Genomic DNA, 13,451 nt, shown 5'->3' on the forward strand with positions numbered 1-13,451 from the left:
TGTGGTGGTGCAGCGGCCGTACGGTCGCGGCACAGGGGGCCGGCCGCGACCGGCGGGGAGGACGACGATGGACGCGAGCGACGAGGCGGACTTCCGGGAGTTCGTCGTCGGCCAGTGGCACGCGCTGGCCCGGACGGCGTACCTGCTTACCGGGGACCGCGGGGACGCCGAGGACCTCGTCCAGTCGACCCTCGTGCGGGTCCACCGGCACTGGACCCGGATCGAGCGGAGCGACGCCCCCTACGTCTACGCGCGGCGGGTCATGGTCAACCTCAACACCTCGATCTGGCGCCGCACGCGGATCTCGCACCACCTCACCGACGCCCCGCCCGAGCCCGCCCGCCCGGGCGCCCCGGACGACACGACGACCGTCGACCAGCGCGACGAGCTGCTCCGGGCCTGCCGGACGCTGCCGCCGCGGATGCGCGCCGTCCTCGTCCTGCGCTACTTCGAGGACCTGCCCGAGGCCGACGTCGCCGCTGCGCTGGGGATCAGCGTCGGCACCGTGAAGAGCCAGACGAGCAAGGCCCTCGACCGGCTGCGCGCCGAGCTCGGCGCGCTGCCCGCCACCTCCCGAACGACCGCCCCGACGACCAACGGGAGCCCGGCATGACCACGGACCTCACCCCGCGCCCGCTCGGTGACGACGACCTCGAGCAGGCCCTGCGCGGCGCCTTCCGGCGCGGCGCCGACGCCGTCCCGGCGGCCGCGGACCCGTGGGCCCGCACGACCCGAGCCGTCCGGCGGTCCCGGGTCCGGCGGCGGACGGCGGCCCTCGCGGTCGCGGCGTCGGTGGCCCTGGCGGGCGTGGTCGGGTCGGCGACGGGCGGTCTGCCCTTCCTGCGGGCGGACCGCGCGGCACCCGCGGACCCGCGCGACGTCCAGGTCACCACGGACATCGGGAGCTGGCCGACCCGCGGCGAGCGTGCCGGGGACAAGGCGTTCGTCGCGGGTCTGCGGACCGCGATGGACCGCGAGGGTGTCGTGGCCGGCCTGCTGTACGCCGGTGACCTCGGCGGCCGGCCGGTCGGCGTCGGTGTCGTCGGCGGCGCCACGGGTGTCCCCGCGACCCGGGACAACAGGCTCGTCGTCGTCCGTGCCGACGACGGCCCGCCGCAGCAGTGGCCCACGGCCCAGGGGGTCGCACTCGTGGAAGACGGTGCCCCGCAGTTCAGCGGCGACCGGGTGACCGTCGCCCTCCAGGCCGCGGACGGCTCGACCGACCTGCTGGTCCTGACCCGCACCGACACCGCGGTGGCCGTCTCCTGGGAGGCGGACTACGACGACGCCGCGGCACCGTCGCGCCGGTTCACGGCGCTGCGCGCGGTCGGCGGCGTCGCGACCGCCCGCCGTGAGCGCGCCGCCGCGACCGCGATCACGGTGCGGACGCAGCGGCGGGGCGAGGAGCCGGTGCTCGACGGCGTCCAGGTGCTCGACTCGTCCCGGCCGGCCTTCGCGCCGGACCGGGCGACGGTCGGGTCGGTCGTGGCGTCCGCCCCGTGCCGGGGTGCGCTGACGGCACAGGAGGTCACCGACGCCGTCTCCACCGTCGTCGACGCCCGCGACCCCGACCCTGCGGCCGGTCCGCGGTCCTTCGAGGCGCTGTGGTGCCGCGCCGTCCGCGGCGGCCGGCTCGGGCTGCTCGCGGTGACCCTCTCGGACGGCACCCAGGTGCAGACCCGGGTGCTCGTCGGAGACGACGGCGGGACGTCGTCCACGGTCGCCGACCAGGGTGTCGTCGTGCCGCGCGGGGCGGCCCGCACCACGCCCGCGGTCGTCGAGGACCTGCCTCCGAACGGGATCGGGTCGACGCGCTGGTTCGTCCACGCCCCCGGCGCCGCGACCGCCGAGGTCCGTACGACCGCGGACGGTGAGGTGCTCGCGACCGGGCGGCCCGACCGGGACGGCTTCGTCGAGCTGGAGGCACCGGCCGCGGCGCTGGAGCGGATCACGCCGGAGTCGGTCGTCGTCCTGCGCGACGGCGACGGGGCCACGACCGCGCAGCCGTGGCTGTTCGCCCCGCAGGCCGACCCGTTCGGGCTCCAGGTGGACGGCCCGGTCAGCTGACCTGCGCCCAGCCGGCTGCCGCGACGGCGGCGTCGTACCGGCGCAGGGCGAGCCCCGCGAGCAGGGGATGCGGGGCGAGGGGGGCGGTGACCCGGACGTCTGGGCGGACGTCCGGGTCACCGAGCCGGGCCAGCCGCTCGGCGAAGAAACCGGGGGAGAGCAGGTAGCTCGCCACCGTCACCCGCCGGCCGACGGAACGCAGCGCGTCGACGGCGTCGGCCACCCGCGGCTGCGCGGCGGACAGGTACGCGGCGGTCACCGGTGCGCCGACCCGTTGCGCGAGAAGTGATCCGACCTGCTCGACGTCGGCCAGGGCGCGCGGGTCGCTCGACCCGGCGGCGGCGAGCACGAGCGCCTCGCCCGGCCCGGCCGCGTCGGCGCCGGCGTGGAAGCCCTTCTCCCGCAAGCGGTCCGCGAGCACCTCGACGAGCGCGTCGTCCCGCCCGAGGGCCCCGGCGGCGACGGCGAGCCCGCCGGACGCCGCCACGGCCTGCGCGACGTCGGTGTGCACGTGGTACCCGGCCGAGAGCAGCAGCGGGACGACGACGCACCGGCGGCCGGCGGCGGCCAGCCGGGCGACGACGTCCGGCAGTGCCGGCTTCTGGACGTCGACGCTCGCCGCGACGACCTCGAGCCCGGGCCGCAGCGCCGCGACGTCGAGCCGCAGCCGTGCGACCGCCCGGCGGCCGGCGGCGTCCCGGGTGCCGTGCCCGCAGCCCACGAGCACGGGCCGGAGGTCGGGGGGCGCGGCGGTCACCACGCCATCATGCCGCCGGACCGTGCCGCTCATGCTCGCCGCGGGGACCTTCCGGCGGCCTTCCAGGCCCGCGGACCGGTACTCGGCGCGAGCATCAGCGGTCGACGACGGCGAGCCGGTAGCCGCGCTTGACGACGGTCTCGACGACACCGGCGCGACCGATCCCGGCCCGCAGCCGGGCGACGGCGACCTCGACGGCGTGCAGGTCGCTCGCGCCGTGCATCGTCGCGAGCAGCCGGTGCCGGTCGACGACCTCGCCGGGGGAGCGGGACAGCGCCCGGAGCAGCGCCATCGGGACCGGCGAGAGCGGCAGCGCGGCACCGTCCAGCCGGACCTCGTGACCGCGCACCTCGAGGAGCCCGGCGTGCGTGCGGACGCGGCGCAGCCGGGTCGCGAGCAGGTGCTCGGCCACCGCGCCGGCCACCGTGCCGGCGTCGGGGCCGGCGTCGGGACCGGCGTCCGGGCCGGCGTCCGGGCCGACCGCGACCAGCGGGACGAGACCGGCACCGACGAGGTGCCGCACCGACGCGGCGTCCGTGCAGGCGACGACGACGTCGTCCGGCCGCAGCGCCGGGGCGCCGCCGGGCGGTGCGGCCCGGCACGCGTCGACGAGGATCCGTGCGCCGACGAGGTTGCCGACCACGACGGCGTCGACGTCCCACCGCGGGCCCGGTGCGGCGCCGGCCGGGCGCTGGTCCGGCGAGGTGGTGGTCCGGGCGCCGGCCGCGACGAACGCGTCGACGACGGCGTCACCGGCGGCCGCGCCGAGCACCATGACGGAGAACCCCGTGAGCGGCGGCCTCGTCACCCGGCACCACCCTCTCCGCCCGACGGCGGCCGACCGCCCTGACCGGGACCGACCAGCCCATCGTGCGCGTGCAGCCGCCCCGTCGTGTCTCGGGTGTGTTTCGGCGGTGTTGCGGCCTGCCGCGCGGTTCCCGCGGCCGTGCGCCCCGCCGGGTGGCGGACCGCGCGCCGGGCACCGGTCGCGCCGTCCTAGACTCGCGACGTGACCGAGACGACACCGGACCTCAAGCCCCGCAGCCGCGACGTGACGGACGGCCTCGAGAAGGCCGCCTCGCGCGGCATGCTCCGCGCCGTCGGCATGGGTGACGCGGACTGGGTCAAGCCGCAGATCGGCGTGGCCAGCTCGTGGAACGAGATCACCCCCTGCAACCTGTCGCTGGACCGGCTCGCGAAGGCGAGCAAGGACGGCGTCCACGCCGCGGGCGGGTACCCCCTGGAGTTCGGGACGATCAGCGTCAGCGACGGGATCTCCATGGGCCACGAGGGGATGCACTTCTCCCTCGTGAGCCGCGAGATCATCGCCGACAGTGTCGAGACCGTCATGCAGGCCGAGCGCCTCGACGGCTCGGTGCTGCTCGCCGGCTGCGACAAGTCCCTGCCCGGGATGCTCATGGCCGCCGCGCGGCTCGACCTCGCGAGCGTCTTCCTCTACGCGGGCTCGATCCTCCCGGGCCTGGCCAAGCTCACCGACGGCACGGAGAAGGAAGTCACGATCATCGACGCCTTCGAGGCCGTCGGTGCGTGCGCCCGCGGGCTCATGAGCCGCGAGGACGTCGACATCATCGAGCGGGCGATCTGCCCCGGCGAGGGTGCCTGCGGCGGCATGTACACCGCGAACACGATGGCCAGCGCCGCCGAGGCCCTCGGCATGTCGCTGCCGGGCAGCGCCGCGCCGCCCGCGACCGACCGCCGGCGCGACGGGTACGCCCGCAGGTCCGGCGAGGCCGTCGTCAACCTGCTCCGGCAGGGCATCACGGCCCGGCAGATCCTCACCCGCGAGGCCTTCGAGAACGCGATCGCCGTCGTCATGGCGTTCGGCGGCTCGACGAACGCCGTCCTGCACCTGCTGGCGATCGCGAACGAGGCGGAGGTCGAGCTGACGCTCGCCGACTTCACGCGCATCGGCAACAAGGTCCCGCACCTCGCCGACGTCAAGCCGTTCGGCCGCTACGTCATGACGGACGTCGACCGCGTGGGCGGTGTGCCCGTCGTCATGAAGGCGCTGCTCGACGCCGGCCTGCTGCACGGCGACGTCCTCACCGTGACGGGCAGGACGATGGCGGAGAACCTCGCCGAAATCGCCCCGCCGGACCTCGACGGCAAGGTCGTCCGGGCGCTGTCCGAGCCGATCCACCGCTCGGGCGGCATCACGGTGCTGTCCGGGTCCTTCGCCCCCGACGGCGCCGTCGTCAAGAGCGCCGGCTTCGACTCGGACGTCTTCGAGGGCACCGCCCGGGTCTTCGACCGCGAGCGCGCCGCCCTCGACGCCCTCGAGGACGGCACGATCACCGCCGGCGACGTCGTCGTCATCCGCTACGAGGGCCCCAAGGGTGGCCCGGGGATGCGCGAGATGCTCGCCATCACCGGGGCGATCAAGGGCGCCGGGCTCGGCAAGGACGTCCTGCTGGTCACCGACGGCCGGTTCTCCGGCGGCACGACCGGTCTGTGCGTCGGCCACGTCGCGCCCGAGGCCGTGGACGGCGGCCCGATCGCCTTCGTCGAGGACGGCGACCGGATCCGGCTCGACGTCGCGCAGGGCACCGTCGACCTGCTCGTCGACGACGAGGTGCTCGCGAAGCGCCGGGTCGGCTGGGAGCCGCTCCCGGCGCGCTACACGCGGGGCGTCCTCGCGAAGTACGCCAAGCTCGTCGGCTCGGCGTCGGGCGGGGCGGTCTGCGGCTGAGCCGCGGGTCCGCCGGCGGGCGGGTCAGCCGGCGGTAGCGCCGGGCCGGACCCGCCCGCAGGACCGGCCAGGCCTGCCGGGGTCATCCGATCGGCTCACCTTTGTCGACGCACGGCGTGTCAGTCGTCACGGTGAGCAATCATCCGGCCGTGCTCCTGACGCCGGCGACGCGTACCGCCACCGCACTGCCGGTGGCCGGCCGGGTGCTCGGCTGGGTGGCCGTCGCCGCGTCCGTCGGGGTGGTCACGGCGAAGCTGGTCCCGCTGGACCGGCTCGCCCTGCCCGTCGCGGTCGTCGGGACGCTCGCCGTCGCGGCGCAGGTCCGTGCGGCGCGGGACGCCGCACTGGACGCCCGCCGGACCTGGGCCTGCCTGGCGGGCGCGACCGCGCTGTGGGTCCTGGCCCTGCTCGGTGCGGCGTCGGGGTGGTCCGCGCCCCTGGTGTGGGGCTGGCTGCGCGGGGCCGCCCTCGTCGTCACCCTCGCCGCGGTCCTGCTGGCGCGCGGCGCCCGGCGCGGCGTGCGGGGCTGGGCGATGCTCCTCCTGGACGGCTCCGCCGTCGGGCTGGCCGCGTTCGTCGTGTTCTGGATCGTCCTGCGCAGCAGCCCGGCCTCGACGGGCGACTGGGACGGCGTCCACCCGGCGCTGCTGTGGCTGCCCGGCGACCTCGTCGCGGCGAGCCTGGTCACCGGCCTGGGCGTCCGTGCCGGTGCCGGCGTCCGGGTGCCGTCGGTGCTCGTCGTCGTCGCAGCCGTCGGGACGGCCGCCTCGGACGCCGCCTGGGTCCTCACCGGGTACCCGGGCAGCGGGACGGGCGGCTGGGTCGCCGTCCTGGTGCTGCTCGCGGCCGCCGGGCGGGTCGGTGGTCCGCTCTGGCGGGCGGAGCCCGAGGGCTCCCGGCCCGTCGGGCCGGGCCGGCTGTCGCAGGTGCTGTGCGCGCCCGCGGTCGCGCTCGCCCTGGTCGCCCGGCACGACGTCGTGACCGTGGGGGCGACCGCGGTGCTGCTCGCCGCGCTGGCCCTCCAGATCGGGGTCGTCCACCGGCAGAACCTCGCACTGTGGGCCGCGGTGGCGTTGCAGGCCCGCCGGCTCGACGACCTGCTCGCGGACAGCAGGGACGCGCTGCTGCAGGTCGCGCCGGACGGTCGCGTCGAGTTCGCCAGCGAGGCCGTGCGGGACCTGCTCGGGGTGTCCCCGCGCGAGCTCGTCGGCGGCCGGCTCGCCGAACGGGCGCATCCCGACGACGACACCCTCGACGGCGCGGGCGAGACGTTCGCGCCGCTGCTCGAGCACCGCACAGACAGCGTCGTCGTCCGCGCGCGCCTGCAGCACGTGGACGGCACGTGGCGGCACACCGAGTCCGTCGTCAGCCTCCGTGACGGCGGTGCGACCCCGGGCCTGACGATCTCGCTGCGGGACACCACCGTCCAGGAGCGGATGGCCGCCGAGGTGCGCCGGCAGGCGCGCACCGACTCGCTGACCGGGGTGACGAGCCGCGCCGCCTTCCTCGCCCTGGTCGACGAGCGGCTGGCGGCCGGCCCGGCCGTCGTGCTCTTCGTCGACCTGGACGGCTTCAAGTCCGTCAACGACACCGCCGGGCACGCCGTCGGCGACCGGCTGCTGCGCGACGTCGCTGCGGCCCTGGAGCGGGCCGCGGGGCCGGACGACGTCGTCGCGCGCCTGGGCGGCGACGAGTTCGCCGTCCTCGGCGCGGGCGGGACGGCCGCGGCCGGCCTCGAGCTGGCCGCCGCGGTGCTGCGGTCGTTGCGGCTGGCCGGCCGGGAGCGGGACCCGCGCGCCGCCGGGACCGACGCGAGCATCGGGGTCGCGGTCGGGGCCGGCGGCAGCGCCGAGTCCCTCCTCGGCGACGCCGACCTCGCGATGTACGCCGCCAAGGCGGCGGGCGGTGCCCGGGCCGTGGCGTTCGAGCCGAGGATGCGGACCGAGGTCGTCGAGCGGTCCCGGCTCGTCACCGCGCTCGACACCGCGCTCGGCACCGGCACCGGGCTCGCCCTGCACGTCCAGCCGATCGTCGACCTCACCGACCGGAACTGGGTGGGCTTCGAGGCGCTCGTGCGCTGGGAGGCCCCCGGCGGCCACCGGACGCCGCGCGACTTCCTCTCCGTCGCCGAGGAGACAGGCCAGATCGTCCCCCTCGGCCGCTGGGTGCTCGGGCAGGCCCTCGGCTGGCTCGCCGGTTGCGGCGACCGGGTCGCCGGGGTCTCGGTGAACGTCGCGGGCCGGCAGCTCGCCGACCCGGCGTTCCCGGCGAGCGTGGTGGAGGCCCTCGAGGACAGCGGCGTCGACCCGGCGCGGCTGACGCTCGAGGTCACCGAGCAGACCGCGATCGACGACATGACCCGGACCGGGGCCCGCCTGCAGAGCCTGCGCGCGCTCGGCGTCCACGTCTCCCTCGACGACTTCGGCACCGGGTTCTCCTCGCTCGGGTACCTCGCGCAGCTGCCCGTCGACGAGCTCAAGATCGACCGCCGGTTCGTCGCCGGGCTCGGTGTCCGGGCCGAGGACGACGCCCTCGTCCGGGCCGTGCTCCGGCTCGCGGCCGACCTCGGCCTCGCGGTCGTCGCCGAGGGGGTCGAGACCGCCGAGCAGGCCCGGGCGCTCGCCGCCCTCGGGTGCCGTCGCGCCCAGGGTTTCCACCTCCAGCGACCCGTCCCGGCGGCGTCCCTGGGCTTCCCCCCGGCCCGCGGCGCGGCCTCGCCGGACCCCGCGGCGCCGGTCCCGCGCAGGGAAGCCGCGCAGGCGCAGGCGGCGGGAGGCTAGTCTCCCCGCGTGATCGCGGTGGCGACGACCGTCCTCGCCGCGACGTGCGCGGTGCTCGCCGCGGCGTCGTGGCTGGCCGAGGCGCGCCGTCCGAGGGTCTTCCCGCGACGGGCCGCCGCCGCCGTCGCGAGTGCCGCGGCGCTGTGCGCCGCCGCCTACCCGCTCGTCCTCACGACGGACCCGGGCGCCTACGTCATGCCGCTGGCCGGGCACCTCCTGCTGCTCGTCGCCGCACTGCTCGGCTGCGTCGGCACCGTCGGCATCGTGCGGACCGTGCTGCCCCGGGGCGGTGTCGGCGACTCCTTCGCCGAGGGCCTGCTCGTCGGGTCCAGCGCCGTGACGATCGTCTGGGCCGTGCTCTCGCAGCCCGGTGCGTCGGTCCCGGCACGCGCGGCCGCCGTCCTCGTCGCGACGGTGCTCGCGGGCCTGCTCGCCGCCGTCCTGCGGATGTCGGTCACGGCCCGCGGGCACACCCTCGAGGCCCGGCACACCCGGCGGGCGACCGTCGCCGCCGGCGGCCTCGCCCTGCTCCTGCTCGCCGGGCTCGTCGACTCGGTGCCGGCGCAGGTACCCGTCGTGCCCACGATGCTGCTCGCGGGCGGCGGGTTCCTCCTCGTCGCGTTCGTGCCCTACGCACGCGACAGCCCGCAGACCGACCGCACGCGCCCGACGTTCGCGGCCCTCGTCCTGCCGTACGCGCTCCTCGCGGTCGCCGCGACCGCGGTGGGGATCCAGGTGGCGCTCGGCCGTGCGGGGGCCGTGACGGGGATGCTCGTCGCCGTCGTCGGCTGCTCGGTGGTGGGCGTCCAGGCCTTCGCCGTCCGGGCCGGCACCCAGCTGCTGTCCGACCTCGAGCTGTCCCGGCAGCGTCTCGAGGCGCTCGTGGAGAACGCCCAGGACGTCATCCTCGGGCTCGACTCCGGCGGCCGGGTCGTCGCCGCCAACGCTGCCGTCGAGCGGCTCCTGGCCCGCCGTCCCGAGCACCTCGAGGGCCGCGACGTCGCCGAGATCGCCGTCCTCGACGACCGGCCCGCCGTCCGTGACGCGGTGCGGGACGTCGTCCACCGGCGGCGCGCGACGGCGAAGGTCGAGCTGCGGCTCGCCGCCCCCGCCGACGGCACCGCCGAGATGCGCCTGCGGGTCGTCGACGGCGGCGCGGTGGCGGTCGTCTCCGACGTCACCGACGCCGTGCTCCTGCGCGAGCGGCTCCAGCTCCTCGCCCGGCACGACCGGATGACCGGCCTGGTCAACCGCGGCGTCGTCCTCGACACCGTCGCGACGTGGCTCGCGAGCGGGGCGGCCGTGAGCGTCCTGTACTGCGACCTCGACGGCTACAAGGCGGTCAACGACCGGTTCGGGCACCTCGCCGGCGACGCCGTCCTCGTCGAGGTCGCGCGCCGGCTCGAGACCGCGGTGCGCGGGATGCCCGCCGACGAGGGCGTCCTGGGCCGGATCGGCGGCGACGAGTTCGTCGTCGCCCTGCGCGGGGTGCACGGCCGGGAGGCGGTCGGTGCGGGGGAGCGGCTCGTCGCCGCGATGCGCCCGACCTTCCTCGTCGGGGACCGGACCGTGCGGCTCGGCATCAGCATCGGCATCTCCGGCACGGACGACGCGCAGCCGCTCCCGGCGCTCGGCGCCGGCTCCGCGGTCGAGCTCGCGGACACCCCGGCGGCCGAGCTCCTGCACCGCGGCGACCTCGCGATGTTCGAGGCCAAGGCCGCCGGCCGGGCGAAGGTCGCGCGCTGGGACCCGGACGTCTCGCAGCGCGCCCTGCGCCGCGTCGACATCGCGATCGGCCTGCGGCAGGCCCTCGACACCGGCCGGCTCGCGCTGGCCTACCAGCCCCTCGTCCGACTGTCGGACGGCGTCGTCGTCGGTGTCGAGGCGCTCGTGCGGGTCGAGGGCGGCCACGACGAGCCGGGGGCGCTCGCGGCCATGTCCGGGTTCGTCAGCCCCGCCGAGCTCGTCGAGGTCGCCGAGGACACCGGTGAGATCACCGAGCTGGGCCAGTGGGTGCTGCGGCAGGCGACGCAGCGCGCGGCGCTGTGGCGGGCCCTCGGGCACGAGCTCTTCGTCACCGTGAACATGTCGGTGCGGCAGATGTCCGAGGCCGACTTCGTGAGCACCGTGCGCCGGGCGCTCGCCGACTCCACGCTCGAGCCCGCCCGGCTCGTCGTCGAGATCACCGAGGGCCAGCTCGTCGGCGAGGAGGACCCGGTCCGGGACGTCATCGAGGACCTGCGCCGGGACGGCGTCCAGTTCGTCATCGACGACTTCGGCACCGGCTACTCGTCGCTGAGCTACCTCAAGACGATGCCGGTGCGGGCGATCAAGCTCGACCGGACGCTCCTCGACGGCATCGGCACCGACCCGCGGGCGACGACGCTGGCCCGCTCGGTCGTCGGCGTCGCCCGCGCGCTCGGTCTCGTCGTCGTCGCGGAGGGGCTGGAGAACCTCGACGCCGCGCGCCTCGTGCGCGACCTGGGCGCCTGGGCCGGGCAGGGCTTCGCCCTGTACCCGCCGCTGCGCGAGGACGAGCTGCTGGACGTCCTGTCCGCCGCGCCGCTCGACCTGTCCGGCGGGCGGCACCTCAACGGCGCCCCGGCCGCCGTCGCGCCGCCTGCGCCGTCCGTGCCGTTCTCGCCGTCCGTGCCGACCGCGGCGGGTGCACCGGCCGTGCCCACCCCGGCGAACGGCGTCCGCGCGGCCGCGCCGCACGTCGTCGACGTCACCGACTCGGCCCTGGCCGCCGCGTCCGGCGGCCCCGTCGAAGGCTCCGGGCCGCTCGTGCCGGGCGCCGCGCACGCCACGGCCGCGGGCGACGTCCGGACCGCTCCGCAGACCCAGGGGATCTCCCTGGGCGGCCGCCGGTTCGGGGCCTCCGGACCGGTCGGCGAGGCGCCCCGGTCGACCGGCGGCACGGGCGGTGTGGCGGGCGTCGTCCTGCCCCCGCGGGTCGTCTCGGATGGCGAGACCGGCGCGCCGGCCGATTGACACGACCGGTGCCGCCGGAGAGTGTGAGCGTGTGCGTCTTGCCCTCGTACTCGGACGGCGCGCCGGCTGAGGTCCTCACGACCCCGCCGAGCGCGCGACCCCTCGCATGCCCATTCGTGGGCCGAGGGGTCTTTTCGTCTCCGGGGGTCGAACGCTCCCGGAGGGGCACCGACCACCTCGCCGCCCGCACGGGCGGCGGGTGACACGAACCGGGAGACCGGGCCGGGACTCCGGCCCGGGTCAGCCAGCCAGGACCGTCGACACGACGGGGACAGGAGAGGGCCGAGATGTCAGGCCACCGCAGCGGCAACGATGCCGGGACGACGAGCACGCCGGGCGCGCACGCGCACGACGGGGAGTCGATGACGGGGGCCGCGAGCCTCGTCCGCTCCCTCGAGGCGGTGGGCGTCGACGTGGTCTTCGGCATCCCGGGCGGTGCGATCCTCCCGCTCTACGACCCGCTCATGGACTCGCCGTCCGTCCGTCACATCCTCGTCCGCCACGAGCAGGGCGGCGGGCACGCGGCCGAGGGCTACGCGTACGCGACCGGCCGCGTCGGGGTCTGCATGGCGACGTCCGGCCCGGGCGCGACGAACCTCGTCACGCCGATCGCCGACGCCTACATGGACTCGGTGCCGATGGTCGCGATCACCGGCCAGGTGCCGAGCTCGTCGATCGGCACGGACGCCTTCCAGGAGGCGGACATCTCCGGCATCACGATGCCGATCACCAAGCACAACTTCCTCGTGACGGACCCCGCGGACATCCCGCGCGCCATCGCCGAGGCGTTCCACATCGCCGGCACCGGCCGGCCCGGCCCGGTGCTCGTCGACGTCTCCAAGGACGCCCTCCAGGCGGTCTCCCGCTTCCAGTGGCCCGACCGGATCGACCTGCCCGGGTACCGGCCGGTCGCGCGCCCGCACGGCAAGCAGGTGCGCGAGGCCGCGCGGCTGCTCGTGGAGTCCAAGCGGCCCGTGCTGTACGTGGGCGGCGGCGTCATCCGGGCCCGCGCGAGCGAGGAGCTGCGCCGGCTCGTCGACCTCACCGGGGCGCCCGTCGTCACGACGCTCATGGCCCGCGGCTCGCTGCCGGACTCGCACCCGCAGCATCTCGGCATGCCCGGCATGCACGGCACCGTCGCCGCGGTGACGGCACTGCAGAAGGCCGACCTCATCATCAGCCTCGGGGCGCGGTTCGACGACCGGGTCACCGGCAAGCTGTCGTCGTTCGCGCCCGGCGCGACGATCGTCCACGCGGACATCGACCCCGCGGAGATCTCGAAGAACCGGGTGGCCGACGTCCCGATCGTCGGGGACGCCAAGGAGGTCATCTCCGAGCTCGTCGTCGCCGTCCAGGCCGAGAACGCGGCCGGCCGCCTGCCCGACCTCGGCGCCTGGTGGGCCGAGCTCGACTCGCTGCGCACCCGCTACCCGCTCGGCTACACCGCTCCGCCGCCCGGCGAGATCTCGCCGCAGCACGTCATCCAGCGGATCGGCCAGATCTCCGGGCCGGAGTCGCTCTACGTCGCGGGCGTCGGCCAGCACCAGATGTGGGCCGCGCAGTTCATCCAGTACGAGCACCCGAACACCTGGATCAACTCCGGCGGCCTGGGCACGATGGGCTTCTCGGTGCCGGCCGCGATGGGAGCCAAGGTCGGGCAGCCGGACAAGACCGTCTGGTCGATCGACGGCGACGGCTGCTTCCAGATGACCAACCAGGAGCTCGCGACCTGCACGATCAACGACATCCCGATCAAGGTCGCGGTCATCAACAACTCGAGCCTCGGCATGGTCCGCCAGTGGCAGACGCTCTTCTACAACGAGCGGTACTCGAACACCGACCTGCACACGTCCCACAAGGGCGAGCGGATCCCGGACTTCGTCAAGCTCGCCGACGCGTACGGCTGCGTCGGCCTGCGCTGCGAGCGGCCCGAGGACGTCGACGCGACGATCGAGAAGGCCATGGGCATCAACGACGTCCCCGTCGTCGTCGACTTCGTCGTCCACCGCGACGCGATGGTGTGGCCGATGGTCCCCGCCGGCGTGAGCAACGACGACATCCAGGTCGCGCGCGGCATGTCCCCGACGTGGGACCGCGAGGACTGACCCGGCGGCCACCGCCTCCCCGACACCCACCGCAGCCG

The 13,451-nt window shown here is 76.2% G+C and carries 8 protein-coding genes; 6 read left to right on the plus strand and 2 right to left on the minus strand.

What is annotated here, in order from left to right; all coding sequences use genetic code 11:
• The first annotated feature begins 67 nt into the window (after nucleotides 1–67).
• Nucleotides 68–613 carry a SigE family RNA polymerase sigma factor gene (locus tag EDJALFJO_RS27870; RefSeq protein ID WP_088289587.1) on the plus strand — a complete coding sequence of 182 codons (546 nt, stop codon included), beginning with the start codon at nucleotides 68–70 and terminating at the stop codon, nucleotides 611–613.
• The gene (locus EDJALFJO_RS27875) at nucleotides 610–2,067 is read left to right on the plus strand and encodes a hypothetical protein (RefSeq protein ID WP_088289588.1); all 1,458 of its coding nucleotides are present in this window, start codon (nucleotides 610–612) and stop codon (nucleotides 2,065–2,067) included. Before EDJALFJO_RS27870 ends, EDJALFJO_RS27875 begins: the two co-directional genes overlap by 4 nt.
• Here the strand turns inward: EDJALFJO_RS27875 and EDJALFJO_RS27880 are convergent.
• Both EDJALFJO_RS27880 and EDJALFJO_RS27885 read right to left on the minus strand, forming a co-directional pair.
• Nucleotides 2,060–2,824 (minus strand): sirohydrochlorin chelatase, encoded by a 765-nt coding sequence (locus EDJALFJO_RS27880; RefSeq protein ID WP_198950717.1) that lies wholly within the window; start codon nucleotides 2,822–2,824, stop codon nucleotides 2,060–2,062. The genes EDJALFJO_RS27875 and EDJALFJO_RS27880 overlap by 8 nt on opposite strands.
• A gap of 94 nt (nucleotides 2,825–2,918) precedes the next feature.
• Nucleotides 2,919–3,632: a winged helix-turn-helix domain-containing protein gene (locus EDJALFJO_RS27885; protein ID WP_198950718.1), complete on the minus strand. Its 714-nt coding sequence runs from the start codon at nucleotides 3,630–3,632 to the stop codon at nucleotides 2,919–2,921.
• A gap of 201 nt (nucleotides 3,633–3,833) precedes the next feature.
• On the opposite strand from EDJALFJO_RS27885, the gene ilvD reads away from it, so the two are divergent.
• From ilvD to EDJALFJO_RS27905, 4 genes are all read left to right on the plus strand, one after another.
• Nucleotides 3,834–5,534 (plus strand): dihydroxy-acid dehydratase, encoded by a 1,701-nt coding sequence (gene ilvD / locus EDJALFJO_RS27890; RefSeq protein WP_088289591.1) that lies wholly within the window; start codon nucleotides 3,834–3,836, stop codon nucleotides 5,532–5,534.
• A 149-nt stretch (nucleotides 5,535–5,683) separates the two neighbouring features.
• Nucleotides 5,684–8,314 carry a bifunctional diguanylate cyclase/phosphodiesterase gene (locus EDJALFJO_RS27895; protein ID WP_088289592.1) on the plus strand — a complete coding sequence of 877 codons (2,631 nt, stop codon included), beginning with the start codon at nucleotides 5,684–5,686 and terminating at the stop codon, nucleotides 8,312–8,314.
• Nucleotides 8,315–8,323: 9 nt separating this feature from the next.
• The gene (locus EDJALFJO_RS27900; protein ID WP_088289593.1) at nucleotides 8,324–11,308 is read left to right on the plus strand and encodes a bifunctional diguanylate cyclase/phosphodiesterase; all 2,985 of its coding nucleotides are present in this window, start codon (nucleotides 8,324–8,326) and stop codon (nucleotides 11,306–11,308) included.
• A gap of 362 nt (nucleotides 11,309–11,670) precedes the next feature.
• Nucleotides 11,671–13,413 carry an acetolactate synthase large subunit gene (locus EDJALFJO_RS27905; protein ID WP_369812585.1) on the plus strand — a complete coding sequence of 581 codons (1,743 nt, stop codon included), beginning with the start codon at nucleotides 11,671–11,673 and terminating at the stop codon, nucleotides 13,411–13,413.
• The last annotated feature ends 38 nt before the right edge of the window (nucleotides 13,414–13,451 follow it).

Source organism: Kineosporia sp. A_224, from assembly GCF_002198655.1.
Classification (GTDB): domain Bacteria; phylum Actinomycetota; class Actinomycetes; order Actinomycetales; family Kineosporiaceae; genus R-H-3.

Coding starts and splice junctions, on each gene's coding strand:
- EDJALFJO_RS27870 (WP_088289587.1), top strand. CDS start 68: ATGGACGCGAGCGACGAGGCGGACTTCCGGGAGTTCGTCGTCGGCCAG.
- EDJALFJO_RS27875 (WP_088289588.1), top strand. CDS start 610: ATGACCACGGACCTCACCCCGCGCCCGCTCGGTGACGACGACCTCGAG.
- EDJALFJO_RS27905 (WP_369812585.1), top strand. CDS start 11,671: ATGACGGGGGCCGCGAGCCTCGTCCGCTCCCTCGAGGCGGTGGGCGTC.